Origin of the sequence: Prevotella sp. C561 (genome assembly GCF_000224595.1) — a bacterium.
GTDB lineage: Bacteria > Bacteroidota > Bacteroidia > Bacteroidales > Bacteroidaceae > Prevotella > Prevotella jejuni.
The window spans coordinates 42135-69134 of sequence record NZ_JH114147.1; the positions used below are offsets into that span (position 1 = coordinate 42135).

Annotated in this window: 22 protein-coding genes; 16 read left to right on the forward strand and 6 right to left on the reverse strand. The window is 42.4% G+C overall.

Annotation, left to right across the window (positions count from 1 at the left end; all coding sequences use genetic code 11):
• Nucleotides 1–269: 269 nt before the first annotated feature.
• Nucleotides 270–461 (reverse strand): hypothetical protein, encoded by a 192-nt coding sequence (locus tag HMPREF0666_RS18125; protein ID WP_009012240.1) that lies wholly within the window; start codon nt 459–461, stop codon nt 270–272.
• A gap of 878 nt (nt 462–1339) precedes the next feature.
• On the opposite strand from HMPREF0666_RS18125, the gene HMPREF0666_RS09925 reads away from it, so the two are divergent.
• From HMPREF0666_RS09925 to HMPREF0666_RS09960, 8 genes are all read left to right on the forward strand, one after another.
• Nucleotides 1340–2533 carry a pyridoxal phosphate-dependent aminotransferase gene (locus HMPREF0666_RS09925; RefSeq protein ID WP_009012241.1) on the forward strand — a complete coding sequence of 398 codons (1194 nt, stop codon included), beginning with the start codon at nt 1340–1342 and terminating at the stop codon, nt 2531–2533.
• Between the two features lie 227 nt (nt 2534–2760).
• Nucleotides 2761–3600 carry a MotA/TolQ/ExbB proton channel family protein gene (locus HMPREF0666_RS09930; RefSeq protein ID WP_009012242.1) on the forward strand — a complete coding sequence of 280 codons (840 nt, stop codon included), beginning with the start codon at nt 2761–2763 and terminating at the stop codon, nt 3598–3600.
• A gap of 30 nt (nt 3601–3630) precedes the next feature.
• Nucleotides 3631–4281, forward strand: a complete 651-nt coding sequence (locus HMPREF0666_RS09935) for a biopolymer transporter ExbD (protein WP_009012243.1) — start codon at nt 3631–3633, stop codon at nt 4279–4281.
• A gap of 12 nt (nt 4282–4293) precedes the next feature.
• Nucleotides 4294–4980 carry a biopolymer transporter ExbD gene (locus HMPREF0666_RS09940; RefSeq protein ID WP_009012244.1) on the forward strand — a complete coding sequence of 229 codons (687 nt, stop codon included), beginning with the start codon at nt 4294–4296 and terminating at the stop codon, nt 4978–4980.
• Between the two features lie 35 nt (nt 4981–5015).
• Nucleotides 5016–5897 carry an energy transducer TonB gene (locus HMPREF0666_RS09945; RefSeq protein ID WP_009012245.1) on the forward strand — a complete coding sequence of 294 codons (882 nt, stop codon included), beginning with the start codon at nt 5016–5018 and terminating at the stop codon, nt 5895–5897.
• Nucleotides 5898–5910: 13 nt separating this feature from the next.
• Nucleotides 5911–6876, forward strand: a complete 966-nt coding sequence (locus tag HMPREF0666_RS09950; RefSeq protein ID WP_009012246.1) for a PstS family phosphate ABC transporter substrate-binding protein — start codon at nt 5911–5913, stop codon at nt 6874–6876.
• Between the two features lie 755 nt (nt 6877–7631).
• Nucleotides 7632–9047 (forward strand): lipopolysaccharide assembly protein LapB, encoded by a 1416-nt coding sequence (locus tag HMPREF0666_RS09955; RefSeq protein WP_009012247.1) that lies wholly within the window; start codon nt 7632–7634, stop codon nt 9045–9047.
• A gap of 956 nt (nt 9048–10003) precedes the next feature.
• Nucleotides 10004–11272 carry an MFS transporter gene (locus HMPREF0666_RS09960; RefSeq protein WP_009012248.1) on the forward strand — a complete coding sequence of 423 codons (1269 nt, stop codon included), beginning with the start codon at nt 10004–10006 and terminating at the stop codon, nt 11270–11272.
• Between the two features lie 154 nt (nt 11273–11426).
• Here HMPREF0666_RS09960 and mutY read toward each other — a convergent pair whose 3' ends face one another.
• Nucleotides 11427–12431, reverse strand: coding sequence for an A/G-specific adenine glycosylase (gene mutY / locus HMPREF0666_RS09970; protein ID WP_009012249.1), 1005 nt, complete (start codon nt 12429–12431; stop codon nt 11427–11429).
• A gap of 211 nt (nt 12432–12642) precedes the next feature.
• Here mutY and HMPREF0666_RS09975 point away from each other — a divergent pair, with 211 nt between their 5' ends.
• The 7 genes from HMPREF0666_RS09975 to rodA all read left to right on the forward strand — a co-directional run bounded on the left by HMPREF0666_RS09975 (nt 12643) and on the right by rodA (nt 20206).
• Complete coding sequence (locus tag HMPREF0666_RS09975) at nt 12643–13002, forward strand: hypothetical protein (protein WP_009012250.1); 360 nt, start codon at nt 12643–12645, stop codon at nt 13000–13002.
• A 194-nt stretch (nt 13003–13196) separates the two neighbouring features.
• Nucleotides 13197–13793 (forward strand): hypothetical protein, encoded by a 597-nt coding sequence (locus HMPREF0666_RS09980; protein ID WP_009012251.1) that lies wholly within the window; start codon nt 13197–13199, stop codon nt 13791–13793.
• Between the two features lie 46 nt (nt 13794–13839).
• On the forward strand, nt 13840–14862 hold the full coding sequence (locus tag HMPREF0666_RS09985; RefSeq protein WP_009012252.1) for a rod shape-determining protein: 1023 nt from the start codon (nt 13840–13842) through the stop codon (nt 14860–14862).
• A gap of 12 nt (nt 14863–14874) precedes the next feature.
• The gene (gene mreC / locus HMPREF0666_RS09990; RefSeq protein ID WP_009012253.1) at nt 14875–15759 is read left to right on the forward strand and encodes a rod shape-determining protein MreC; all 885 of its coding nucleotides are present in this window, start codon (nt 14875–14877) and stop codon (nt 15757–15759) included.
• A 111-nt stretch (nt 15760–15870) separates the two neighbouring features.
• Nucleotides 15871–16371, forward strand: a complete 501-nt coding sequence (mreD, locus tag HMPREF0666_RS09995; RefSeq protein ID WP_009012254.1) for a rod shape-determining protein MreD — start codon at nt 15871–15873, stop codon at nt 16369–16371.
• Between the two features lie 3 nt (nt 16372–16374).
• Nucleotides 16375–18741: a penicillin-binding protein 2 gene (mrdA, locus tag HMPREF0666_RS10000; RefSeq protein ID WP_009012255.1), complete on the forward strand. Its 2367-nt coding sequence runs from the start codon at nt 16375–16377 to the stop codon at nt 18739–18741.
• A complete protein-coding gene (gene rodA, locus HMPREF0666_RS10005) occupies nt 18731–20206 on the forward strand; it encodes a rod shape-determining protein RodA (protein ID WP_009012256.1) in 1476 nt (491 codons plus the stop codon). Before mrdA ends, rodA begins: the two co-directional genes overlap by 11 nt.
• 1067 nt (nt 20207–21273) lie before the next feature.
• Here the strand turns inward: rodA and HMPREF0666_RS10010 are convergent.
• The 4 genes from HMPREF0666_RS10010 to HMPREF0666_RS10025 all read right to left on the reverse strand — a co-directional run bounded on the left by HMPREF0666_RS10010 (nt 21274) and on the right by HMPREF0666_RS10025 (nt 25441).
• On the reverse strand, nt 21274–21768 hold the full coding sequence (locus HMPREF0666_RS10010; RefSeq protein WP_009012257.1) for a gliding motility lipoprotein GldH: 495 nt from the start codon (nt 21766–21768) through the stop codon (nt 21274–21276).
• 20 nt (nt 21769–21788) lie between these two features.
• Entirely contained in the window at nt 21789–23117 is a 1329-nt protein-coding gene (ricT, locus tag HMPREF0666_RS10015) for a regulatory iron-sulfur-containing complex subunit RicT (protein ID WP_009012258.1), read from the reverse strand.
• 164 nt (nt 23118–23281) lie between these two features.
• Complete coding sequence (locus tag HMPREF0666_RS10020; protein ID WP_009012259.1) at nt 23282–24421, reverse strand: DNA polymerase III subunit delta; 1140 nt, start codon at nt 24419–24421, stop codon at nt 23282–23284.
• Between the two features lie 18 nt (nt 24422–24439).
• Nucleotides 24440–25441 (reverse strand): methylenetetrahydrofolate reductase, encoded by a 1002-nt coding sequence (locus tag HMPREF0666_RS10025; protein ID WP_009012260.1) that lies wholly within the window; start codon nt 25439–25441, stop codon nt 24440–24442.
• Nucleotides 25442–25658: 217 nt separating this feature from the next.
• Here HMPREF0666_RS10025 and HMPREF0666_RS10030 point away from each other — a divergent pair, with 217 nt between their 5' ends.
• Nucleotides 25659–26936, forward strand: coding sequence for a cellulase family glycosylhydrolase (locus HMPREF0666_RS10030; RefSeq protein ID WP_042856266.1), 1278 nt, complete (start codon nt 25659–25661; stop codon nt 26934–26936).
• The last annotated feature ends 64 nt before the right edge of the window (nt 26937–27000 follow it).

A 27000-nucleotide genomic window follows, 5' to 3' on the forward strand; every position in this document is an offset into this window, starting at 1 on the left:
TATGTAGTAAGCCTTGTTGTCAATCCCACTATGGAGAGGCGTTCTGTCTCTTTATAGTGGGATTGTTGTTTATGCTTTTGGGAGTTCATCTTCATAATCTGTCCGAATCAAAAATGGTCTGTTGGCTGGTGGCGAATGGAGTAGGATAGGGTGGTGGTAGTGTTTTGTGACCTCTGACAGTCGTTACTCGTGTAAGTTTGTTAGCTACCAGTTGCTATGTGGAAATATGAGAAAAATGCTGCACTTATAGGTTTATGACAGGTGAGATATTACTCAATAGGGTAAGTGTGAGCTTTTGTTGCAAGTTGTGTGAAGGGTAGGCACAAAGCTATGAATTGCTTGAGCGAATGTAAGTTAGAGAGGTCGATAGATGTAAAAGGATGTTTTATATAGACGAAGATGGTAAGTCTTTGTTTGCAAAGTATGGTATATTTAGGTATGTAAATATTATTGTATTTCATGTCTGTTTGGCTTTTCGATAAGTATATCAAAAGTACTGGTCTCTATTTCATGGGAATTTACTTAACTGTAAAAAATCATTACATAATATCGATCTAATTACCCTTACAACACGAGTATAAGAACTCTTATGATAGAGCTTATAATATACAATAAATCAATAGGTTACATATAGACTTGAAGAAGATGCTTTCCTTGCTTCAAGAAGGGCGTCTTCAACATGCAAGAAGGGCATCTTCTTGAATGCAGTTAGGCCTCTTCTATTATCTTAAAAAGCGTGTACTCTATTCATGAAGGGTGAAAATAGTTGACAGAAAGGGGAGAGAGAGCGTTTTCCATAGCCTCTAATACCCATCAGATGTTACCTACTCCCATCACTAACACAAACCCTTAACACCCATCCACCATCACCAAACACCCATAATCCATCACCTATTACCCACCAAACAGAAACCATTAACACCTATCACTCATCACCCAACACCCATAATCCATCACCTATTATTCGCCAAACACAATCCCTTAACACCTATCCACCATCACCTAACACCCATCTTCCATCACCTACTACCCACCAAACACAAAACATTAACACCGATCACTTAACACCCATCACCCACCACCCATCAACTCTATTTGAGTATAACTCATGTGTCATCCAGTGAGAAGAAAAGGTGTTCAGTTCTTATAACAAAGTTCTTCTTAGTATTTAAGTTCTATCACTTTTAGTATCGGAAGAACCCTATTTTTGTGGTTTTAACTGTCAAATCGGCAGTAAAAATGTTATAATGATAAAATAAAGAAAGAAAAGTTGCGTTATCAGAATGAATTTACGTACATTTGTACTTGATATTATTCATAAAGAAAGATAAAGTTCGAAATGGCACAACTATCAGATCGTTTGAATCGACTGGCGCCTTCTGAAACATTAGCAATGTCGCAGAAGAGTAGTGAAATGAAAGCGCAGGGAATTGATGTTATCAATATGAGTGTGGGTGAACCAGACTTTATGACACCCGACCATGTGAAGGAAGCGGGCAAAAAAGCTATTGATGATAACTTCTCTAAGTATTCTCCTGTTCCTGGATATCCTGTTCTGCGTGAGGCAATTGTTAAGAAACTGAAGCAAGAAAATCACCTTGATTATGCTGTTTCAGAGATAGTTGTTGGTACAGGAGGTAAGCAAGGTGTATGCAATGCCATCTTGGCTTTGGTTAATCCTGGTGATGAGGTCATTATTCCTGCACCTTATTGGGTTAGTTACCCACAGATGGTAAAACTCGCTGGAGGCGTTCCTGTTATTGTTTCTGCTGGTATTGAACAGGATTTCAAGATTACGGCTGAACAGTTGGAGCATGCGATTACACCCAAGACAAAGATGATTATTCTTTGTTCTCCAAGTAATCCTACTGGTAGTGTCTACTCTGCAGAAGAGTTGGAGAGCTTAGCCAAGGTCGTTTTGGCACATGATGACTTGTTCGTTCTGTCAGATGAGATATATGAACACATTAATTATATAGGTGGTCATTGTAGTATTGCTTCTTGCCAAGGGATGAAAGACCGTACGATACTCTGCAATGGTGTTAGCAAAGCTTACGCTATGACAGGTTGGAGATTAGGCTGGGTTGCTGCACCAGAGTGGATTGCAAAAGGAATTAATAAGCTACAAGGACAATATACGTCAGGTACATGTAGTGTAAGTCAGATGGCTGCTGTGGCTGCATACGAGGCTGATCAAGCTTGTGTGGCTGACTATCGTGAGGCATTCCGACGTCGTCGTGACTTGATAGTTAGGCTGGCAAAGGAGATACCTGGCCTTGAAGTGAATGTACCACAGGGTGCATTCTATCTCTTCCCTAAATGTTCAAGCTACTTTGGCAAGACAGATGGTAAGCATGTCATTCGGAGTTCATCAGACCTCGCAATGTATATTCTTGAAGAAGGAGGCGTGGCAACAGTGGGTGGCGACGCTTTTGGTGCCCCAGAATGTTTCCGAATGAGTTACGCAACAAGTGATGATAATATTAAGGAAGCACTACATCGTATCAAAGAAGTACTTTCAAAACTTAAATAGGGCTCGAAAGAGTAGATAGTAATAAAGTAGAGAGAGAAACCGTACATTTATAACTGTTAAATGTTATTAATCCTATCTCTATTTTTCTTTTAATTACTATCTTTGCGGAGATAAGACACTGTGTTGAACGAGCTCACATACGGCTCGTATCATACAAATGCTTATAAATCAGAAAGATATTAACAAATTAATTCATTAATAACCTAAAATTAAAATTTTATCAAATTATGGCAACTACACAACAAAAACCAGTCCCACAGAAAAAGTCTGAGGGCTTCACAGGAGTTAGAGGTGCATTTTGGATTATCATCTTTTGCGCTATCGTTGCGTTCGCATTGTTCTACTTTTGGTTCGGCAATCAGATGCATTTCCAGGATGGTGCTGCACGTGAGAACCCAGCAGACGTTTGGGGTACTATCTTCAAGGGTGGCGTAGTCGTTCCAGTTATCCACACTCTCTTGTTGACAGTGCTTGCTATGTCTATCGAGCGTTGGATGGCATTGAAGACTGCTTTCGGTAAGGGTTCACTTCCAAAGTTCGTTGCAAACATCAAGAGTGCTCTTAACGCTAATGACCTTGCTAAGGCTAACCAGCTCTGCGATCAGCAGAAGGGTTCTGTAGCAAACGTTGTTAAGGCTTCTTTGAACGCTTACAAGGATATGGAGACTGGTGCTAATGCTAACCTTAAGAAGGCTCAGAAGGTAGCTAAGATTCAGCAGGCTCACGAGGAGGCTACTCAGCTTGAGATGCCAACTCTGACAATGAACCTCCCTATCATTGCTACTCTCGTAACTCTTGGTACTCTTACTGGTCTTCTCGGTACTGTAACCGGTATGATCAAGTCGTTCTCTGCTCTTTCTGCAGGTGGTGGTGCTGACTCTGCTGCACTTTCTGCTGGTATTTCTGAGGCGTTGATCAACACCGCTTTCGGTATTGCAACATCTTGGTGTGCAGTGGTATCATACGGTTACTACTCTAACAAGGTTGACAAGTTGACTTTCGCCCTCGACGAGGTTGGTTATTCTATCGCTCAGACATACGAAGTAAACCACACAGACGAGGCTTAATTTTTGCTAACCCTTTAATAATTTATCGCTATGGGTAAAGTAAAAGTTAAGAAGAATGACACTTTTATCGACATGACGCCTATGTCAGACGTTATGACCCTGTTGCTTACCTTCTTTATGCTGACTTCTACTTTCGTTAAGAATGAGCCAGTGAAGGTAAATACTCCGGGTTCTGTGTCTGAAACTAAGGTGCCTGAGAATGGTGTCTTGACAATTCTCGTTAGTCCTGAAAAAGGACCTAATGGAAAGCCTACTGGCGAAGGCCAGGTTTTCATGAGCTACGATAATACCAATGAGTTGGGACAGATCGTAGGCAATATGGGCATTACATTGACTCCTGCACAGAAGAAAACTTTTGTTGCTGAGTCTACATTTGGTACTCCGCTCGATAAGTTAGCTGCTTATTTGTCAAAGCCTGCTGCAGAGCGTAGTAAAGAACTCCCTAAGATGGGTATTCCTCTCGATAGTATCCAAGGACAGGAGATGACTGAGTTCCAACAGTGGGTTAACGCAGCCCGCCAGGTGAACCCAAAGGTTAGACTTGCTATCAAGTCTGATGCTGACTCTCCTTATGGTACCGTTAAGAAGGTAATGAGCGAACTCCAAGATATGGATGAGAGCCATTACTATATGATCACACAGTTGGACGCTAAAAAGGCTGCTCAGGCAGCTAATAAGTAAGGAGATCAAAGTATGGAAATGATGGATACAGGAAAAGGAGGCGGCAAGCAGAAGAAGATGACCGTCCGCGTAGACTTTACGCCGATGGTAGATATGCTTATGTTGCTGATTACTTTCTTCATGCTTTGTACTTCGCTTAGCAAGCCTTCAACTATGGAGTTGACGATGCCAAGTAATGATAAAACTCAGAATGAGAACCAGAAGAATGAGGCTAAGGAGTCACACTCTATTACAATTTACATTGCTGACGGAGATAAAATCTTCTATGGTAATGGTAAACCAGAGTATGATAACGCTAATTGGCTAAAGCCTGCTGATTGGAGTAACACTTCAAAAGGTATTCGCTACGTTCTTCAACATAAGCAAGTGGGTGATCCTTCTACTGGTGAAGCTATCTCTATCCCATATAAGGATATGGATATCGCTGTAAAGGATCTGAATCGCAAGAAGGCTGAGAACCCTAAGGCTTATCCTGATAGCATCTATCAGGCTGAGATTGCATCGATTAAAGGTGGTATGATTGATGGCAAGAAGGTTTCAACCATGACTGTCATTATTAAACCAACTGATCATGCTTCATATCGTCACTTGGTAGACATCCTCGATGAAATGCAGATTTCATATATTGGAACTTACGTCATTGACAAGCTGACAGACCAAGACAAGGCACTCTTAGCCAAGAAAGGTATAAAGGCTTAATCACTGATTCGTAAACAATTAAAGAAAGAAAGACAATGGCAAAAATAGATTTATGCGATCCTAAATGGGTCGACATGGTGTTCGCCGACAAGAACAAGGAGTACGGTGCATACAAGCTTCGTAAAACTGTTTCTCAGCGTAACATCAAAGCGTTAGCTATTCTGCTTTGTGCTGCATTCCTCGGTGGTGGTTACTTAGCTTATCAGATTAAGAAGCACAACGACGAGTTGGCTGCTCAAGCGGCTTATGCTGCTAAGATGGAATTAGCTGCTCTTGAGCAGGCTAAGAAAGATCAGGCTGAGCGTAAGAAGCAACAGAAGAAGGAAGAACCTAAGAAGGTTGAACCAGAGAAGGTTGTTCCAGAAACTCGTGCAACAGTTAAGTTTACAGCCCCAGTCATCAAAGATGATAAGGATGTAAAGGAAGAGATGCCACCAATGGTCAAGATGAACAAGGAGACTAAGGCAGTCGGTGTTGAGAACAAGGAAGGTACGGAAGATCGTACTGAAACTGCAGCTCGTAGTACCGTTGCTACTCCTGAGCAGATTGTACCAAAGATTGAAAAGCCTGTTGTTGAGGCTCCAAAACCAGAGCCAAAGCAGGAGGTTGAGAATAAGGTCTTCACAGTGGCAGAGGTTATGCCTTCGTTCCCGAACGTAAATGCTTGGTTGGCTTCTCACATCCAGTACCCAGCTGTAGCAGCTGAGAATGGTGTGCAGGGTCGTGTTATCGTTAAGTTCGTTGTAGGACGTGATGGTAGCGTAAGTCAGGCACAGATTGTTCGTGGTGTTGACCAGTCACTCGACCGTGAGGCGCTTCGTGTTGTTAACAGCATGCCGAAGTGGTCTCCTGGTATGAACAATGGTCAGCCAGCAAACGTTTGGTTTACTCTCCCTATTACTTTCAAACTGCAGTAAAAGCAAATATTATATGAAAAGAACCAGATTCTACATAACAGTAGGATTGATGCTATCCCTCGGCTTCCTTCTGTCTGCTTGCGGACAGAAGAAAGCTAAGGACGGCAGAACAGATACACCGACGTCAGGGACGATTCAATTCGCCTCTGACGAAAGTTTTAGTCCTATTATAGAGGAACTGTTACAGAATTATCAGTTCCGCTACCCACAAACTCACTTGTTGCCAATCTATACAGATGACAACAAAGGTATGCAACTGATTCTCGACCAGAAGGTTAATCTTTTCTTTACTTCTCATGCACTGACGAAGGGAGAGGATGCCATGTTACGAGAGAAAGGTCCTATTCCAGCGGTATTCCCGATAGGATATGATGGAATTGCTTTCATTGTGAACAATACGAATGCAGATTCATGTATAACGGTCACAAATGTTAAGAAGATTCTCAGCGGACAGATTACTAAGTGGAATCAACTGAACCCGAAGAATAACAAAGGTAACATAGAAGTTGTCTTTGATAATAAGGCTTCAGCAACATTACATTATGTAGTCGATTCGATATTAGGTGGAAAGAATATTAAGGGTGCGAACATTGTTGCAGCAAGTAATAGTAAGTCGGTTGTCGACTATGTTCATAAGACTCCTAACGCCATAGGTGTTATTGGTTCAAACTGGTTGAATGACCACAGAGACTCAACAAACACTACATTTAAGAAAGATATTACCGTAGTAGGTATCTCACAGGCTACTGTAGCACAGCCTGGTAACAGTTGGCAGCCATACCAAGCTTATCTCTTGGATGGAAGGTATCCGTTTGTTAGAACAATCTATGCGATAGTTGCTGACCCTCACAAGGCACTTCCATGGGCATTTGCTAACTTCGTAACGAACCCTATTGGGCAGAAGATTATCTTCAAGGCAGGTCTATTACCTTATCGTGGAGAGATTAACATCCGTGAGGTTGAGGTAAAGACACAGTAGTGGCTTAATGATTAATAACGGACCATCCGATAGGATGGAGATGTGGAACAAACTACTATTGTAGGTGGTTTATACATCTGGCTACTTGTTACAAGACAGTGACGAAGATGTTGGTGCTGGTTACCATCGTATGTGGTTGAGCTTTGATTACATATCATCTTGCTAAGTTGAACGTATCGTACAAGCGGCTATCGCAGGTGGTTTAAGAGTTAAGCATCATGTCACCAGACACGGACGAAGATGTTGGTGCTGGCTACCATCCTTAGTGGATGAGCAATGATTACGTATTCTCTTGCTAAGTTGGGTATATCGTACAAGCAGCCATCGCAGGTGGTTTAAGTATTAAGTATAGGTCATCTTGCTAAGTTGGAAGTATGGTAAAGGCAGCTCTCACAAATGGTCTAATTCTTAACTACTGATAATCATGTTGTGTTGGAAAAGCCGTACAAACTTTCATCACATGTGGTTTAAGCAATTAACTACGAGTCCTTTAGTTGGATGGAGGTATTGTACAAATCACCAAAGTATGTAGCTTAAGTATTAATTACGTGTTATCTAACAGGTAAGTCTTTGCAAGAATTATTAAATTAGAGGTAGTTATAGACGTAGAGTAAGTAGTTATAAGATAGAGATAAATAAGCTTGCTTATCTTCGATAATAGTCAAATATAGATAGTTTCTTTAAACTATTATATCATGGTAGGCGTCTTAATAAATAATGTGTTCACTTAAATTGAAAATTAAAGAGAGAGAATTATGAAGACAAAGAAATATTTGATAGCTGGAGCTTTGATGTTGGCAATGTCAACTCCAGCACTGGCACAGGAAGTTGACTATGCTGTTGCACTTAAGCCTATAGTAGCAGCTATCGAAGCTGCACCAAATGATCCAAAGGCAGCCAAGGACCTCATCAAGGAGTATCAAAAGACCTTTAAGAAGAGTGAGGAGGCTATTGTTGCGTTGGGTAATGTTTATCTTTTGCAGCATAACTACGATGCAGCAACAGAGATTGCCAACAATGTTATCAATAATAAGAAATTTAAGGGTAGCTTAGCATACGTTCTTTTGGGCGACATTGCTGCTCTTAAGGACTCTATCGGTAATGCGGGTGCAGCTGCTACACAGTATCAGAACGCAATTACTGTTGATCCACAGAACGTAACAGCTTATGAGCGTTATGCAAAGGTTTTTCGTCATGTAAATTCAAAGGTTGCTGTTCAGAAACTTGAAGAACTCCGTAAAGTTAAGCCTGACTATCCTGTTGAGGCAACTGCAGCTGAAATCATGTTGAATGACGGTAAGTACAAGGAAGCTTTGGAGTGGTATGCTAAGGCTAATCCAGCTAATATGTCAGAGGACAACTTCTATAACTATGGTTTCGCAGCATACATTACAAAAGACTACCAGAGAGCTTTGGATGTTGTAAAGCAGGGTTTGCAGAAGTTCCCTAACAGTGAATACTTGAGCCGTATAGCAATGATGGCATCTGTTGAGTTGAAGGATTATGCTTCAGCTATCAACTATGGAAAGGCTGTATTCGCTGGTTCTGGTAAGAAGGTAGCTAACGACTACGATGTATATGCAAAGGCTCTCTGTGGTGCTCAGCAGTATGACGAGGCTATTAGCACTGTCAACAAGGCACTTGAAGCTGATAAGAACAATATAGAGCCATTGAAGACTTTGGCCGCTATTTATGCTGCACAGGGTAATGATGATAAGGCACTTGAGGTTCAGCAGGAGTATCTTTCAAAGAGCAAGAAGGCTACTAACAACGACTGGGCAACACTTGCCAACACATACATTGCAAAGGCAGATGGCTTGACAGACCGTGCTGCAAAGAATGCGGTTCTCGCTAAGGCTCTTGACGTTTATGAGCAGATGGTTGCAAAGTTCCCAACAATCTCTGACTGGGTATGGTTGAACCAAGCTAATGTAGCTCAGTTAATGAACGACCCAGATAAGGTTGCTGAGATATATCAGAAAGTTGCTGCATACGAAGAGGCAAAGCCAACGCTCGACGAAGATAGCAAGAGCTATTTGGAGAACGTTTACTATGGTCTTGGTTACTATTACTCAAAGAAGGGTAATAAGCCTCTTGCAGACGAGTATTTCAATAAGGTGCTGAAGGTTAACCCTAACAATGAGGGCGCAAAGAAGGCTTTAGGAATGTAATTATCCGTAATATTTATTAGGTATAAGGGCGATGGTCGTAATGACTATCGCCCTTTTTTTTAATGTTACAACGCTGGGGTAGGAGGCTTGTCGTTGGTAAGATCCGTTATTAGCTATGTCGTTCTAACATCTTAAATCCCCATTATAGATGAGTATTAGTTACTCTTTTCAATAACAGAGAATAGTGTGTTGCGAATTATTTTCATGAAAAAAATATTTTTCTTCATGAAAATAAATATTTCTTCTCGTGAAAATAAATATTTCTTCACACGAGAATAAATTGTCGAAGATAGATTCTTGCGATAGAAGAAAGAAATAATTAAGCAGATAATATTGGTGTTTCTATAGCTTTAGAGATGATAGATTCTACCCTTAGATTGGGCTGTTATTAATGCAGGTAAAGTTTAGCTATATTCCTGTTCATTCTTTTGCAAACGAAGAAGGAAGCATATCACTTTGAGTTTTAGATGGACCTTTGTTAGTGTCATGCTTCCTTATCGTGTTACTCTATGGTTCTCTATATCCAATAGAGAGGGTAGAGTGTATTAGAGTCGTCTCTATGTTCACATATTATGAACTAATCTAATCGCATGTTAGAGAAGATAAGTGATAATGTGATGGATGTCATTCTTCTGTTCACAAAGATAGGTTAAATTTCTCAAAGATGCTTTCAAGAAAAGCGAAAATCATTGCACTCTAATGTATAAATTATCTTTCTTATCCTTTTTCGTGAATGTCATTTTATCTTTTCTCGTTAATTTTGTGTATCTTTGTGAACGTTTGAAAAGTCACAAAACAAAGTGTTCAATAATGTTCGGCTTGTCTACTTAGCCCTATCTGTCTCCTTTGGCTGATATGATAGGATAACCTCTAATCTGTTTGCAGATAGTAGACGGTAGAAGATGAACACACCTCAAGCAAAAGTGAAAATAATAGAACATAAAACACGTTAAGCATTGAAAACAGAAAGAAAGATAAGTCCGTGGGCATGGATTCCCTCTCTTTATTTCGCAGAGGGCCTGCCTTATATTGCCGTAACGGTGTTGTCACTTCAAGTCTATATGCAGATGGGGCTGTCAGATGCCGAAGTTACGTTTTACACATCATGGCTTTATCTCCCTTGGGTCATCAAACCCTTGTGGAGTCCCTTCCTTGATTTGATAAAGACAAAACGATGGTGGATTATCATTATGCAAACGCTTGTGGGAGCAGCCTTTGCCGGAGTAGCTTTTACGGTTAATACGTCTTTATGGCTTCAAGGAACCATCTGTTTCTTCTGGTTACTTGCTTTCAGTAGTGCTACGCATGATGTAGTTGCCGATGGGTTCTATATGATGGGACTCAACCAGCACGACCAAGCCTTTTTCGTTGGTATTCGTTCTACTTTCTATCGTATTTCTATGGTCGTCGGTAAGGGCGGACTGATTGCTCTTGCAGGTTTTCTGCACATGAGCTTTGATATACAATGGACGTGGTCGCTTGTGTTCTATGGCCTGATGGCACTCTTTATGGGTCTTGCTCTCTATCATCGTTTGATACTCCCTTGTCCATCTGAAGACGCAGAGAGAGAACAAATATCAGCTTACCATTTGTTACGTAGCTTTGGGCAGACCTTTCTCTCCTTCTTCAAAAAGGAACAAGCACTAACCACTATTTGCTTTCTATTACTCTTTCGTTTGCCAGAGGCATTAATTATACCTATCTCTCAACTTTTCCTACAAGCATCGAAGGCAAAGGGAGGGATAGCACTTTCCGAGATTGAGTATGGTACAGTGAATGGTATAGTTGGTACAGTAGGCCTCTTGATAGGTGGTGTTATAGGAGGAATGATGATTAGTCGTGATGGTTTGAAGCGTTGGATATGGCCGATGACTGCAGCTATCACGTTGCCTAATTTGGCCTACGTTTACCTCGCCTATATGCTTCCAGACAACGTAATAGCTGTTAGTGTAGCCGTATTTATCGAGAATTTCGGTTATGGCTTTGGGTTCAGTGCTTATATGCTCTTTATGATTTATTTCAGTCAGGGTGAACACAAAACCAGTCATTACGCCCTCTGTACGGGTTTTATGGCATTGTCAATGATGGTTCCGGGACTATTTGCGGGAACATTAGCACAGGCTGTGGGTTATCGTTGGTTCTTTGTAATCGTGATGATAGTCTGCATCTTCCCCTTCTTGGTGGCTCATCAGCTACGCATTGATGAGGACTTTGGAAAGAAGTAATGGTTGGGGCTGGGCTTTGAAGAGAAAGGAAAGGAGCGAGAAGGTAGCCATTGCATGGGAAGACTGGCTAAGAGGCTGTGCCTTGTAGAAGTGGACCGTGGAAAAGGCGATGATAGTCAGAAGGCGAGAAGGGAGGATGAAAGGGGAGAGAAGCTTAGGTTGGAATTTCCTTCAGGAGAATTTCGATAAGGCGAGGTAAGGCATATTTCTCAAGGTCTTGCTTGTCTATCCAGATGAAGTCGGAGGGTAGCTGTGGTCGTACCTTAGGCTGCCAAAGGTAGAAATCAGCAAGTAGAATTTGATGAGTAAGAACATGCTTCATCCCTTTCCGTAGTAGTTGTGCTTCTGTTTCCCATCTATCTCCTATGGAAGGAGCAAGCAGTTCGGGTTGTGGAAATTCCCATAATCCCTGCCAAATATCGCCAGCACCACGTTGATGGATGGCAATCTCGTCTCCATATTCAATATATAAATAGGTGAGATGGCGTTCCCGTTGTTTCACCTTCTTGCTTTTTATGGGCAGTTCATTAACACGTTGCTCACGGAAAGCGACGCATGTTTCACATAAAGGGCAAGTGTTGCAATGAGGAGAAGATGGTGTACACTGAATAGCACCAAAGTCCATTATCGCCTCATTGTAGTCAGCTGGTTCGCTTGTAGGTAAAAGAGATTGAGCCAGTGTTTGAAACTCTTTCTTGCCGTCGGTGCTGTCAATAGGAGTTTCTATGCCATAATAACGAGAGAGGACACGATACACATTGCCATCCACCACGGCTACCGGTTCGCCAAAAGCAATAGAAGCAATGGCTGCAGCAGTGTAATCACCCACCCCCTTCAGTGCTTTCAATCCCTTGAAAGTCTGTGGAAATCCACCTAATTCAACCACCTGTAGGGCAGCAGTATGCAGGTTTCGTGCACGGGAGTAGTAGCCTAATCCCTGCCAAGCCTTTAGTACCTCGTCCACCGTAGCAGCAGCCAGTTCGTTTACCGTAGGCCATTGTTCCATAAAATGTTGCCAGTAACTCAAACCTTGAGCGATACGAGTCTGTTGTAGAATGACCTCGCTAAGCCAAATAGCGTATGCGTCATTCGTATCCCGCCAAGGCAGGCTTCGTCCGTTGTTTTTGAACCATTGAAGGAGTGTCGCTGCGAAATTCATGGGGCAAAGGTAGTTAAAAAGTAGAAAAAGAATGAAAAGTAACGTGGCGATTTGTTGCTAAAATCATTATTATTTCCTATTTTTGCCATGACTATAACCCTATGATGGCAAAAACAGACATTACTTACCATGTAGTGGAAGTATGATAAATACAAGCCGAGGATAGGGAAAATTAATGTAGAATTAGAGGTTATAAAAGATGAGAAACAAGATGAAGAAAATGCTAATGGGACTTGCCCTCATTGTGGCAACACTCTCGGTAAGCTCATGTGCCACACGTGAGTCAGCTGTTAACGATTTAGAGAAATTTTCATACGAATTGCGAGATAACAGTCAGTATTATACTGCAAAGAAGTGGCGTAAGGCTGTGAACAAGTTCGGTAGGATACGTCGTGAGATAGCACGTCATGACTATACCGTTGCAGAACGCCAGCGTATCGGCAGACTCGAAGGCGATTGTGCACGCTACATGGTGCGAGGTGCTAAGGACGGAGTGGTGAATAGTGTCTTTGGGCTTGGTAGTGAGATACAAGGTATATTAGATGCTTTCGGTATCAAGCGTAATGAATAAACTTAAAGAGAGCTTTGTAGGGAGTTAAGAACAAAACAGCAGCGCTCAGGGAACAAGCATAATAAAACAAAAGATGGCAGCTTATTAGACTTTAATCAATTAGTTGCTCACCTTTTGTTTTTTTTTGATTTAAAATATTGTTTAGTCACCTTTAATTAGTAACTTTGCACATCAAATCCATAAAATGTTTTACAATGGCTGGTAAAAAACAAATTAAGACTGCTCTTATTTCGGTCTTTCACAAAGATGGACTTGAGGATTTGCTCAAGACGTTACACGAAGAAGGCGTTAAGTTCCTAAGTACTGGCGGTACACAGGAGTTTATTGAGGCCTTAGGCTATGAGTGCCAAAAGGTTGAAGAGGTTACATCTTACCCTTCTATTCTTGGTGGTCGCGTAAAGACACTCCACCCAAAGATATTCGGAGGAATCCTCTCTCGTCGTGATAATGCAGGCGATCAAGAACAGATGGAGGAGTATGATATTCCATTTATCGACCTTGTTATCGTAGACCTCTATCCTTTCGAGCAGACAGTAGCCAGTGGTGCCAGTGCAGAGGATATCATTGAGAAGATTGATATTGGTGGTATCTCGCTGATACGTGCAGGTGCTAAGAACTTCAAGGATGTTGTCATTGTGCCAAGTAAAGCAGAATATCCTGTGTTGCTTCAGATACTTAACACGAACGGAGCACAGACAGATATAGAAGATCGAAAGATGTTTGCAGAGCGTGCTTTTGGTGTTAGTAGTCATTATGATACCGCTATTCATCGTTGGTTTGCAGCGGAATAAGCATATAAGATAAAGAATTAGAAATTTACAAAATACACATATATTAATGGGATTATTTTCATTTATCCAGGAAATAGCTATGGACCTGGGAACGGCAAACACAATCATTATCAGTGATGATAAGATTGTTGTTGATGAGCCGTCAGTAGTAGCTCTGGACCGTCGCACAGATAAGATGATTGCTGTGGGAGGTGATGCAAAGATGATGTACGAGAAGGAACATCCCAATATTCGTACTATTCGCCCTTTACGCGACGGTGTTATTGCAGACTTTACGGCTTGTGAGCAGATGATGCGTGGACTTATTAAGATGGTTCACACTGGTAATCGCTTCTTCTCTCCTTCACTTCGTATGGTGATAGGAGTGCCATCTGGCTCTACAGAAGTAGAACTTCGTGCAGTGCGTGACTCAGCAGAACACGCTGATGGTCGTGATGTTTACCTTATCTTCGAACCAATGGCAGCAGCCCTTGGTATGGGTCTTGATGTAGAGGCACCAGAGGGTAACATGATTGTTGATATCGGTGGTGGAAGTACGGAGATAGCTGTGATTTCTTTAGGAGGTATCGTATGTAACAACTCTATCCGTGTTGCTGGTGATGATCTTACAGCTGATATTCAAGAATATATGAGCCGCCAGCACAATGTAAAGGTCAGTGAGCGTATGGCAGAACGTATCAAGCTTCATGTGGGTTCAGCGCTGACGGATCTTGGTGAGGAGGCCCCAGAGGATTACATCGTACATGGTCCTAACCGTATAACAGCTCTTCCTATGGAGGTACCTGTATGCTATCAAGAGATTGCTCATTGCCTTGATAAGACAGTAGCAAAAATTGAGAATGCTGTACTTTCAGCATTGGAAAACACTCCACCTGAGCTTTATGCTGATATCGTAAAGAATGGTATCTATCTCAGTGGTGGTGGTGCTTTGCTTCGTGGTATCGACAAGCGTCTGACTGATAAGATTAATATTCCATTCCATATAGCCGAAGACCCATTGCACAGTGTGGCTAAGGGTGCCGGTATTGCATTGAAGAACGTAGACCGATTCTCGTTCTTAATGAGATAACAATAACTGTTCATGCACAATCTGACAGAGTTCCTTGCTAAGTACAAGCATTGGTTCTTGTTCGTTGCCCTGGAAGTCTTGAGTATGGTTCTCCTGTTCCGATTCAATGACTATCAGGGCAGTGTGTGGTTCACGTCGGCAAACTACGTTGCTGGTTTGGCTTATGAAGGGAGTTCGAAGGTTACATCATATCTGACAATGGGTGAGGTGAATGAAGCTTTAACCAAGCGTAACCTCGAATTGGAACAGCAAGTTAAGGCGTTGTCCGCCCAACTGTATGATAAAACAAAGGATTCTACCTTTCTTCATAAAGGTCAGTATCGTTTTCTATCTAAGTTCCGTTTGATACAAGCAAAGGTTGTTGCTAACTCGCTGGATAAGCCAAATAACTTTATCACCATCAATAAGGGAACATGGGATGGAGTACAGAAGGATATGGGTGTAGCCTGTGGTAATGGTGTTGTAGGTATTGTCTATATGGCAGGTATCCATTATGCTGTTGTTATCCCAGTGCTGAATTCAAAGTCAAATATCAGTTGTTCCATTCAGGGACGTGACTACTTTGGTTATCTTCATTGGAATGGTGGCGCATCAGATGTAGCCTATTTGGATGATATACCTCGACATGCTAAGTTTAAGTTAGGTGATCGTGTCGTGACGAGTGGATATTCTTCCGTTTTCCCAGCTGGGGTGTTAGTAGGCAAGGTAAAGCATGTCTATAATTCGGAGGATGGTCTCTCTTATCGCTTGCAGATACAGCTCTCAACTGATTTCGGTAATCTTCGTGATGTTTGTGTAATAGACGATGCTTCTATAAGAGACCAACGAGAAGTTATAAAAGCAGCACAAGATTCTATCAAGCCTATTGAGGAGCAGATAGGAAATAAAGCACAGTAAGCTGTGACTATCAATAGTATTAGTTTGGAGAAAGGCCGGATAAGTCCACTTTATAAGCAATTTCTTCGTTTTGTGTGACTATTATCCCCTTTATATACACGTATCGAAAGAATGAATATAGATTTTCTAAAACGTTTGCTTTGGTTTACTGTTTTGACGGTAGCACAGGTGTTTGTACTTAATCACATCCATCTGTTTGCTGTTGCCACGCCATTGCTTTATATCTATTTCATTCTTCTTTTCCCTCGTAATTATCCTCAGTGGGCTATTCTGTTATGGGCTTTTGTGATGGGACTAACGATTGACACCTTCTCGAATACGCCAGGTGTAGCTGCAAGTTCGTTGACTTTAATAGCTGCTTTACAACCTTTTGTGTTGCAGCTGTTCATTCCTCGTGATAGTAGTGAGAACTTCCAAGCAGGTATGGATACGTTAAGTATACCGCAATATACGTGGTATGTGGCCATTCTCACCTTGATATACTGTGTTGTCTTCTTCTCTTTAGAGATGTTCAGCTTCTTTAATGTGTTTGAATGGCTACAGTGTATTGGAGGTAGTTCATTGCTCACTGTGATTCTTATTCTTGTTGTTGAGAACGTTAGGAGGCGATAAGAAATGAAGAATTATGACTTAGAAAAACGTCGCCTCGTGCTTAGTGCTGTTGCAATAGGTATCGTGGCGATATACATCATACGCCTTTTTGCTCTTCAGATAGCCAGTGACGACTATCGGAAGAGTGCTGATTCTAATGCTTTCCTAAAGAAGATTGAGTTCCCATCGCGTGGTACTATCACTGATAGGAACGGTAAGCTGCTGGTTTATAATCAGCCAGCTTATGACATCATGGTTGTTACTAACGAGATGAGGGGCCATCTTGATACGCTCGAGTTTTGCAAGGCTTTGAACATAACTAAGGCCGACTTTATTAACCGGATGGTTAATATCAAGGATAGAAACAAGAATCCAGGATACTCACGTTTCACGCAACAACTCTTCTTGAGCCAGTTAAGTGATAAAGACTTTAGTGCTTTCCAAGAGAAACTCTATCGTTTCCCAGGCTTCTATATAAGGAAACGTAGTGTTCGACAGTATCAACAACCTATTGCAGCCCATGTCCTTGGCGACGTTGCTGAGGTAAGTCAGAGTGATATAGAGGATGACGACTACTATCAGGCAGGCGATTATATCGGTAAGATGGGTATCGAGCGTGAGTATGAAAAAGACTTACGTGGTGTAAAGGGAGTACAGATACTCCTGCGAGATGCGCATGGTCAGATACAAGGTCGCTATCAGAATGGTAAGTATGATCAGCGTCCACATCCCGGACGAGACATTCAGCTTGGTCTTGATGCTAATCTTCAAGCCCTTGGCGAACGTTTGATGGAAGGAAAACTCGGTGCTATCGTGGCTATTGAACCTAAGACGGGACAGATCTTAGCAATGGTCTCAGCACCTACTTTCGACCCTCGTGCTATGATAGGTAAACTGCGTGGTAAGTATCAGCGTGAGATGACCTTAGACCCAGCTAAGCCTCTGCTCAATCGTGCGATAATGGGTCAGTATCCTCCAGGTTCAACGTTTAAGACCGGACAGGCTGTTACTTATTTCACAGAAGGGATTGTTACTGACTCAACTCGTTATCCTTGTCATCATGGATTTAACTTTAAGGGACTCCATGTAGGTTGTCACGCTCATGCCTCTCCAATCTCTTTGGTACCTTCCATTAGTACTTCTTGTAACAGTTATTATTGTTGGGGACTCTATCACATGCTCTCCAATCGTAGGAAGTATAAGACGTTGGAGGATGCGATGAACGTATGGCGCGATTATATGGTATCAATGGGCTTTGGTTATAAACTCGGTATTGACCTTCCAGGAGAGAAGCGAGGAATGATTCCTAATGCAAAGTTCTATGATAATGCCTTTAAGAAATGGAACCCATTATCAGTAATCTCTATCTCTATTGGACAAGGTGAGGTCAACCTTACCCCATTACAGATTGCCAACTTGGGTGCTACGATTGCCAATCGTGGATATTTCATTACGCCACACGTTGTACGTAATATTCAAGGCAAGAAACTGGATAAGAAGTATCTTGAGAAGCATCGTACAAAGGGAAGCATCAAAGCTTATCAAGAGGTAATAGCGGGTATGATGTCCTCCGTTCGTGGTGGAACATGTGCGCATGCTGTCCATCCTGGTTACTCGTTAGCTGGTAAGACGGGTACAGCACAGAACCGTGGTAAGGACCACTCAGTGTTTATGGGCTTTGCACCGGTCGATACTCCGAAGATTGCCATTGCCGTTTATGTTGAGAATGGTGGGTTTGGTGCTGATTACGGTGTGCCTATCGGCTCACTCATGATAGAGCAGTATATCAACGGTAAACTGACCCCAGGGGATGAAGCTCGTGCTGCAGCTCTTCAGAGCCGTCACATCTCTTATTCCTTTAAGCGTCCTCTCTCACGTGCAGACTCAGTTCGTCTCGATTCAATAAAACGTGTGAATGTTATTCGCGACTCACTGAAGAAGGTCAGAGAAAAGCAGGACATGGCTGTAGCCGAGAAACTTAAAGAGGTAAAGGCAAAGAAGGATGCAGAAGATAAGGAGAAGAAGAAGGAACCTCAGAACGACCCTGCTATCCGTGTAGAGCCTGATACGAAGGTCAAGACAGAGAAGAAAGACAAGGATAAGGGCGACGATAAGAAGGAAAAAGATAAAGAAAAGAATAAGGAAACGCGAAAGGAGAGTAAAGAGAAGTCCAAGGACAAGGAAAAGCCTAAGGACCAACCAAAGGACAGACCCAAGGAACAAACCAAGGTGAAGTCCAAAGAACAGGCAAAAGATAAGCCTAAGGAACGGTCGAAGGATAAAACTAAAGAGCAAGTAAAAGATAAGCCTAAGGAGCAGACCAAAGATAAGTCTAAGGGTCAATCCAAGGCGAAACAAAATAGTAAGGAGAAAGTAAATCGTGCCAAGTAATTATACAGCAGACAGACAGCCGGGTGTTCTTCGTTCATTAGACTGGTGGACGATTGGTATCTATATAGCGTTACTCACTTTCGGGTGGGTAAGCGTCTGCGGTGCGAGTTATACTTATGGAGATACAGAGATCTTCTCACTTTCAACTCGTTCGGGTATGCAAATCGTGTGGATTGGTACTTCTATCTGTTTAGGCTTTGTGCTTCTAATGATGGACGACCGCTTCTATGACACCTTTGCTTACGTAATCTATGGTTTATTAGTGCTCCTCCTATTTGCCACAATCTTTAATCCTCATAGTATTAAAGGTTCACGTTCATGGATTGTGCTTGGTCCACTCCGACTTCAACCTGCCGAATTTGCTAAGTTCGCAACGGCATTGGCAATTGCCAAGTTTATGTCTGCTTACGGCTTTACAATTAAGAATTGGAAGCATTTCGCAGGTGCTTGTGGAATCATCTTCCTACCGATGTTATGTATTGTAGGGCAGCGCGAGACAGGTTCAGCATTGGTTTATCTTTCCTTCTTCCTCATGCTTTATCGTGAAGGAATGTCTGGTGCATTTCTCTTTACGGGACTGGCAATGATTATTTATTTTGTTGTTGGAATCAAGTATGAGGATATATTGTTGTGGGACACACCAACGTCTTTAGGAAAGTTTGTGGTCCTCTTGCTTGTTCAGGTATTCTCATCCGTTATGGTATGGGTTTATGTGGGCGACAAGGGACGTATGCGCTTGTTATTAACCTACGTCTTTGGTATTACAGCCCTTGCCTTATTATTCTCTGAATTTGTCATACCTTTTGATGTTGTTTGGGTTCAGTTGATTATATCAGCATGTGTCATAGGCTATTTAGTCTATAATGCGATGAACACTCGCTTTGCCAACTATTTCTATATAGCATTGTTTGCTTTAGGTTCAATAGCCTTTTTCTATTCAGCAGACTATGTTTTGAACGATGTCATGCAGCCCCACCAACGAGTACGTATCAACGTACTTTTAGGCTTGGATGAGGACCTTGCAGGAGCGGGATATAATGTGCATCAGAGTGAGATAGCCATTGGCTCTGGCGGTCTGCAGGGCAAAGGGTTCTTGAATGGGACGCAGACAAAGTTGAAGTTCGTGCCTGAGCAAGACACCGACTTTATCTTCTGTACCGTAGGAGAGGAGGAAGGCTTCCTTGGTTCGGCCTCAGTACTTGTGTTGTTCCTTTGTCTTATTCTTCGACTGATGTATCTTGCCGACCGACAACCCTTTAAGTTCGGACGGGTCTATGGCTATTGTGTGGCAGGAATCTTCCTGTTCCACGTGTTTATAAACGTTGGAATGGTACTTGGTCTGACGCCTGTAATCGGTATTCCGTTACCATTCTTTAGTTACGGAGGTTCTTCTCTTTGGGGTTTCACATTACTCTTATTTATCTTCCTCCGCATTGATGCTGGGCGTAATCTTATCCGTCAGTAAAAGATAAGATTACGCTTAGATGATTTTCCTTTTATGATTTATGCTGATAAAAGGATATTCCATTACTCTTGTTGTATGTGGAATAGCCCTTTTTGGAGTTCTTCTGTTAAATGTGTGGACGCTTTTCGTAGTGCTTTAACGTAAGAGCCAAAGTTACTCATAAAACAAAAATATAGCTGAGAAAGTCGTCAACTATTTATCCTATTTCATCCTCTTTCATTGAAAATCTTTTCGTTTTAAGACATCGAAAACCTGCAGATAGGGGTTAAAAAATCATTACATAATTTCAAGGAAAATACCTATAACTAACGACAAAAATACACACATGAAGCAGGTTTACAATCAACAGAATATCAATTAGTTATAAGCAGTAAAGTAAAAGGTGCTTAATTGGACTTCAAAAGGGCGTTACTAAGGGTCTTAAAGAGCATCTTTTGCAAGCCAGAAGGGCGTCTTTTAGAAGCCAAAAGAGCATGTATTGGGTCTGAGCTGTACAAAAATAGTTTACAAACATGATTTAATAAGGGAATAAGTAGGTTATAGATGACAGATAGACATCACACCTAATTACATTTATCATATAGTTTACCCCCCCTTATAAAACAATTTTATTGGAGGTAAGCTTACCATGTATGTGGATTAATCTCATTCTATTAACAATCTACACATTTAACGGAAGAACCCTTTTTGGGTGTCTGTTGTTTTTGAAAGTATGTATCTGTGTGTCTTTATCATAGGTCATAATATTGTAAGAGTCATGGCTCTTTGTAAGGTATATAATACTCTATATCATTGTAGAATATGGTGAGTAAGAGGATTAATCGCCGTTGAATGAAAGAAAGTATAATGTAAGTGCTTATCTAATAGGACATTAGATTTACCATACACCAATAATAGCAACACTGTCAAGCATAGTAATGTCACTTTGATTAGCATTACTTGTTTATTGCGGTTTATCGCCCTTTCTTATTTTGTTCAGCTAAGGACAGATTATAGTATAGATAAAGGCTGCTTCAAGACTCCGATGTGTGGAGCTTAAAGCAGCCTTTATTATTTGTCTTTACTACTTATTTCTTAAGAAGTCTGATACCAACGTCACTAATTCCTGGGACGGACTCACGGCTCATGATATGATGTATTGTGACATGCAACGAATCGTTGCGATTGAGCTGGAAGGAAGTGATAGGCTGACGTATCTCAGTGCTTGTGATACCTTTCTGACCAACCAAAGTACCCTTGTCATTGACAATCTCGCAGTTAACAGTATCGTTGTATGTTCTCTCTTGTTTCTTACGTTGCTTGAAGTAGATAACCTTCCGTTCAATAATCATACTTATATTGCGGTAAGGATAAGTTCGCGCAGCACGTAGACAAAGGTCTAACTGGTAGTTACCCTCCCATTGTCGAGGAATATCAAAAGTAAGTGTGTCATTGCGCAACCATCCCTGTAGCGACACACCTCTGTATTGGTCGTAGGTGCGTGGGTCGTTACATGAAGTAGTACTCATGATGGTAATCATGAGTACTATTATATATAATAAGGTGGAAACCTTATGTTTCATTCTTGTGTTCTTTCCGTTTGCTAAGGCTGTCTGCCTTCATTTCTATTGTTCTGAGGTCCACCTTCGTTCTGTTGTTGAGCAGGGCGAGGGCCGTTATAAGGGCGTCGATTACCATTTTGTGGGCGACGGTTGTCGTTCTGTGGACGTCTGTTGTCATTCTGCTGACGGCCGTTATCCTGTCCATCCCGCTGGTTACGACGGTTTTCACGTTGTGGTCTACCCCCTTGTTGACCGTTGTTATTGCGCGATTGGTTGTTCTTCTTGCGCTTCTTAGCCTTGTCGAATCGACTGAGATCAGCACCTGCAAGGAGGTCGACAGGCTTCTTCGTCGGTTTGGCCTTACCATCTTCAAGTAGCGATAGAGGCTTCTCACCACGTCGGTTCAGTTCGATAATCTCCTTAGCACGCTCAGCACTGATAGTCTCAAGGTTGGCTGCAAGGTTCTTATCAGTAGAGTAGGTGCATAGACCATTGAGTATGTCAGTCTTAAAGAGATGGTATTCACCATCCATAGTCTCCAATATCACCTCCTTACTTGGTAGTTTCCTACCAGCCTCCATGTAGTCGTCAACCTCATAGTTCAGACAACACTTCAATTTAGCACACATTCCCGCCAGTTTAGTAGGGTTGAGTGAGATATCTTGAATACGTGCAGCAGTGGTAGAGACACTTGAGAAATTCTTCATCCAAGTAGCACAACAAAGTTCACGACCACAAGGTCCTGTACCTCCGATGCGGCCTGCTTCCTGTCGTGCTCCAATCTGTTTCATTTCAATTCGTACGTGGAAGGCTGCAGCAAGGTCCTTGATAAGCTGACGGAAGTCGACACGTTCGTCCGCAATGTAGTAGAAGATAGCTTTGTTACCATCTCCCTGATACTCTACGTCACCAATCTTCATCTTCAGACCTAAGCCTTTTGCAATCTGTCGACTCTCAATCATTGTGGCGTGCTCACGTGCTTTAGCCTCATAATACTTCTGCATATCAACCTCTTTAGCAAGGCGATAGACACGCTTGATATCGTCAGGTGACTTCACTGTCGACGATTTCTTAATTTGCAGTTTGACGAGTCTTCCTGTCAGTGTAACGACTCCTATGTCATGTCCTGGATTAGCTTCAACAGCCACGATGTCACCCTTCTTCAAGTCAAGGTTGTTGACATTGTGATAGTAACCCTTACGAGTATTCTTAAATTGAACCTCAACAAGGTCGGTTGTCTGGTTGTTGCCAGGCACGTCAGCCAGCCAGTCGAAGGTGTTCAGCTGGTGGTTTTGTCTGCCACACCCTTTGTGGCATAAACCTCGGTCACACCCATGCCAGACCTTGAATTTCATATCTTTGTAATCCATTGATTGTTTCTTTTTGTTTATATATATATTGGAAGCCTCCATGCTGACCTCTGATAGAGAGGGATGGTAGGCTGTGATAAGCAATGATAAATTATATTGTACAGCTTTCAAGCATATAACTTGTCAACTTGTCCACCTGTCAACTCGTCTACTTGTCAACTCGTCTACTTCTTCAACAACAACACAATGAGTTTCAGAGCCATGTCATAGAAGACAATCTTAGCGTTTGCATTCTGTCCAATATCACGATTGGCACGTTGGAAGAGTTCGTTGATTTCAATGACGTTAGCCTCGTTGATGAATCGAGCAAAGTTCTTTGCAAAGTTCTCCTCCTCCAGTGTCATGTAGTTAAGTTCAGGAGTTCGGAAGTTAAACATGAAGTTCTCACGCACTTGATGTTGGAAGTAAGTGAGCATACGACGCTCTTTCTCACGCCCATAACCAGCCACAACCTCACTCCAACGCTTAAGGTCTTTTACGTTACGGAGGTAACATAAGCGCATAAGCATCTGAAACATGTTGTGAAACTCACGGTTTTCATTACCAGCGTCCAGTGATTCCAATGCCTTCAACCAACTACCATTTGCAATGCGGGCAATGCGGTGAGCCGCATCAGCATCAATCCCCCTCTTATCGACGAGGGCCTTTTCTATCGCTTTGTCTTCTATCCGCTTCACATCAATACGCTGTGTACGACTGACGATAGTCTCGAGTAGCTTCTCTGGTTCCTCGCATACCATGAGGAAGACAGTGCCTTGTGGTGGTTCCTCCAACAGCTTCAATAGTTTGTTAGCTGATGTGAGGTTCATTCGCTCTGGCAGCCAGATAACAGACACCTTATAGCCTCCCTGACTTGATTTCAACGCCAAGACACGTGACAGCTCGTCACTCTCAGCACCCGTGATGATAGCCTGCTGTGTGGTAGCCCCCATCTGACTCATCCATTGATTCATGGTGAAATAAGTCCCTTGCATGATGAGTCCGTGCCATTCCTTCGCAAAGTCAGTACTTACGGGTTGGTGTTCACTACTCATGCTTGGCAGTTTGATGGTAGGATAAGAGAAGTGAAGGTCAGGATGTTCCCAGTTGCGAAGCATGGCACGAGCATTAGATACGGATGGAGATGACTCTCCCTTCGTATCATCACCAGCGAGCAAATAACAGGCAAAAGCCATTGCAAGCGCCATCTTACCCGCTCCATGAGGACCGCAGAAGAGCAAGGCGTGAGGCAGACGGTCTTCTTTGACCATCTGAATAAGCCGTTCCTTAACTGCTTCTTGTCCTATAACTTCTGAAAAGTCCATCTTCTCTAATATTCTTATTTATTTGCTGTTCTGTTGCAGAAGACCACTTTCTACTATCCGCTTCATCACCTCGTGCACACTGCTCACTGCCGAAACGGTATAGAAATGTACGTTGTTGAAACCATGTGCATAAAGGTCTTTCACCTGCCTAACGGCCCATTCAATACCTAACAGGCGTGCCTCTTCATCCGTCTTACACAGTAAAGCCAATCCAGCAAGCTCTTCTGGGATGTCACAGTGGAATGTCTTTGGTACGACATGCAGCTGAGACAGCTTTGCAAACGGCTTGATTCCCGGTATGATAGGGATGGTAACACCCATCTTACGAGCCTGATCTACGAAATTATAGAATTTCTCATTATCGTAGAAAAGCTGTGTTACGGCAAAAGTAGCACCAAGATCCTGTTTCTCTTTGAGGTATCGTAGGTCCTGTTCGAGGTTCGGTGCCTCCTCATGTTTCTCTGGATAGCATGCTACACCATATACGAAAGGCTTACCAGGATGTTTCATTGTAGAACCATCAGTGAATATTCCTTTGTTGAAGTTGTTCACCTGTTCAATCAGTTCTGTTGTATGACTATGCCCACCCTCGGTCGGTGTGAAGAAGCGGTCTTCACGTGCTTTATCACCACGTAGAAGCATCAAGTTCTCTATACCAAGAAACTGTAAATCGAGCAATTCGTACTCAATATCCTCCTTCGTAGCGCCTGAGCATATAACATGAGGGATGACAGGAATACCATACCTCTGCTGAATAGCAGCTGCGATAGCCACTGTCCCCGGGCGACGACGTACACTCTGGCGTTCCAGCAGACCGTCTTCACGCTCGTGATAGACAAACTCACTGTGGTGAGTAGTGATGTTTATGAAGCTCGGATTAAACTCCTTGAGCTGGTCAATATTGCGAAAGAGAGACGCTGTTCCACTACCTTTCAAAGGGGGAAGAACCTCAAATGAGAAATGTTTCTCGCCCGTCTCGTCATTTAGTATTTGCTTTATATATGTTATGTTGTTGTCCATTTGGCTACAAAGTTAGTAAATAATTGTGAGAAAAGGGGCAGGTTTGGATAAGTAAAACACTTAAAGAGTAAAAAAGTAAAAGCCTATTTGTTCTTCTAAAAGTAGCTCTCTGTGTAAGGGAAAAACATGCTTCAAGTGTATTAATAAGTAGATGCTTCTTCTCAAAGAGGGGTATAAAGCAGGACGAATGAGTATTATTTAGAATTACTACTAATATATGAAAAGAGTTTTTATGGCAATTCTTGCCTTAGCAATGGCCGTAAATATGATGGCCGGAGACTTTGTGAAAGTAAAGAACGGACGCTTTATCCGTGGTGGAAAACCCTACTATTACGTGGGAGCTAACTTCTGGTATGGGGCCATACTTGGCTCTGAAGGACCGGGGGGCGACCGTGTGCGCCTTTGTCGGGAGCTTGATGAGCTACAGCGTTTAGGCATAGATAACCTCCGCATCTTGGTGGGTGCGGATGGTCTGCCTGGTGTTGAAGATAAGGTTGAACCTGTCTTACAGCCTCGTCCGGGGGTGTATAACGACTCTATCCTCGCTGGTCTTGATTATCTCCTGACGGAGATGAGCAAGCGAAAGATGGTTGCTGTGCTTTATCTCACTAACTCTTGGGAGTGGAGTGGAGGCTATGGTGCTTATTTGGAGTGGGCTGATGAGGGACCAGCTTTGATACCACGTAGGGACGGCTATGGCGCTTACACGAAGTTTGCCAGTAAGTTTGCTGCTAATCAGAAGGCTCATTTGATGTTCTATGACCATATCCGCTTCATCCTTAGCCGTACTAATAGATACTCTGGAATGAAGTATGTAGACGACCCAACCATCATGTCTTGGCAGATATGTAACGAGCCTCGTGCTTTCTCGAAGGAAGCTTTACCAGAGTTTGAGAAGTGGCTTTCAGAGGCTACAGCACTTGTTCGCAGTCTGGATAAGAACCATCTTATCAGTCTTGGAAGCGAAGGTGCCTTCGGTTGTGAGCGTGATTATGGTTGCTTTGAGCGTATCTGTGCTGACAAGAACGTTGACTACTGTAATATTCATATCTGGCCTTATAACTGGCAATGGGCAAGAAAGACACATCTGAAGGAGGACCTCAAGGCAAGTTTTAAGCAGACACAAGAATATATCGACAGCCATCTTGCCATCTGTAAGCGCCTTAATAAGCCACTTGTACTTGAAGAGTTCGGTTATCCTCGGGACGGTTTTTCGTTCTCATTGAAGAGTTCGACGAAGGCTCGCGATGCTTATTACAAGTATGTTATGGACGCTGTTGCAGAGAATGCAGCGCATGGTGGACTCCTTGTTGCTTGCAACTTCTGGGGTTGGGGAGGTTATGCAAAGCCTCGACATGAGCGTTGGCAGGCAGGAGATGACTTCACTTGCGACCCAGCACATGAACCACAAGGATTTTATAGTGTGTTTGCATCAGACAAGTCAACCTTGAAGATTATTCAAAAGCATACGAAACGTATGTCTGAAATCAAGTAGTTTGGATTGTCTGAGAACTATTTTTAGTCAATAAACGATGGTGTTCTTGTCGTTAAAGAATGCT

Bases quoted from the DNA above. Each gene is read 5' to 3' on its own strand.
- HMPREF0666_RS09985 (WP_009012252.1), top strand. From the start codon at position 13,840: ATGGGATTATTTTCATTTATCCAGGAAATAGCTATGGACCTGGGAACG.
- HMPREF0666_RS09950 (WP_009012246.1), top strand. From the start codon at position 5,911: ATGAAAAGAACCAGATTCTACATAACAGTAGGATTGATGCTATCCCTC.
- HMPREF0666_RS10010 (WP_009012257.1), bottom strand. From the start codon at position 21,768: ATGAAACATAAGGTTTCCACCTTATTATATATAATAGTACTCATGATT.
- HMPREF0666_RS18125 (WP_009012240.1), bottom strand. From the start codon at position 461: ATGAAATACAATAATATTTACATACCTAAATATACCATACTTTGCAAA.
- HMPREF0666_RS09935 (WP_009012243.1), top strand. From the start codon at position 3,631: ATGGGTAAAGTAAAAGTTAAGAAGAATGACACTTTTATCGACATGACG.
- HMPREF0666_RS09940 (WP_009012244.1), top strand. From the start codon at position 4,294: ATGGAAATGATGGATACAGGAAAAGGAGGCGGCAAGCAGAAGAAGATG.
- mrdA (WP_009012255.1), top strand. From the start codon at position 16,375: ATGAAGAATTATGACTTAGAAAAACGTCGCCTCGTGCTTAGTGCTGTT.
- mreD (WP_009012254.1), top strand. From the start codon at position 15,871: ATGAATATAGATTTTCTAAAACGTTTGCTTTGGTTTACTGTTTTGACG.
- HMPREF0666_RS09930 (WP_009012242.1), top strand. From the start codon at position 2,761: ATGGCAACTACACAACAAAAACCAGTCCCACAGAAAAAGTCTGAGGGC.
- HMPREF0666_RS10030 (WP_042856266.1), top strand. From the start codon at position 25,659: ATGAAAAGAGTTTTTATGGCAATTCTTGCCTTAGCAATGGCCGTAAAT.
- HMPREF0666_RS09975 (WP_009012250.1), top strand. From the start codon at position 12,643: ATGAAGAAAATGCTAATGGGACTTGCCCTCATTGTGGCAACACTCTCG.
- HMPREF0666_RS09925 (WP_009012241.1), top strand. From the start codon at position 1,340: ATGGCACAACTATCAGATCGTTTGAATCGACTGGCGCCTTCTGAAACA.
- HMPREF0666_RS09955 (WP_009012247.1), top strand. From the start codon at position 7,632: ATGAAGACAAAGAAATATTTGATAGCTGGAGCTTTGATGTTGGCAATG.
- HMPREF0666_RS10020 (WP_009012259.1), bottom strand. From the start codon at position 24,421: ATGGACTTTTCAGAAGTTATAGGACAAGAAGCAGTTAAGGAACGGCTT.
- HMPREF0666_RS09945 (WP_009012245.1), top strand. From the start codon at position 5,016: ATGGCAAAAATAGATTTATGCGATCCTAAATGGGTCGACATGGTGTTC.
- HMPREF0666_RS10025 (WP_009012260.1), bottom strand. From the start codon at position 25,441: ATGGACAACAACATAACATATATAAAGCAAATACTAAATGACGAGACG.
- mreC (WP_009012253.1), top strand. From the start codon at position 14,875: ATGCACAATCTGACAGAGTTCCTTGCTAAGTACAAGCATTGGTTCTTG.
- ricT (WP_009012258.1), bottom strand. From the start codon at position 23,117: ATGGATTACAAAGATATGAAATTCAAGGTCTGGCATGGGTGTGACCGA.
- HMPREF0666_RS09980 (WP_009012251.1), top strand. From the start codon at position 13,197: ATGGCTGGTAAAAAACAAATTAAGACTGCTCTTATTTCGGTCTTTCAC.
- mutY (WP_009012249.1), bottom strand. From the start codon at position 12,431: ATGAATTTCGCAGCGACACTCCTTCAATGGTTCAAAAACAACGGACGA.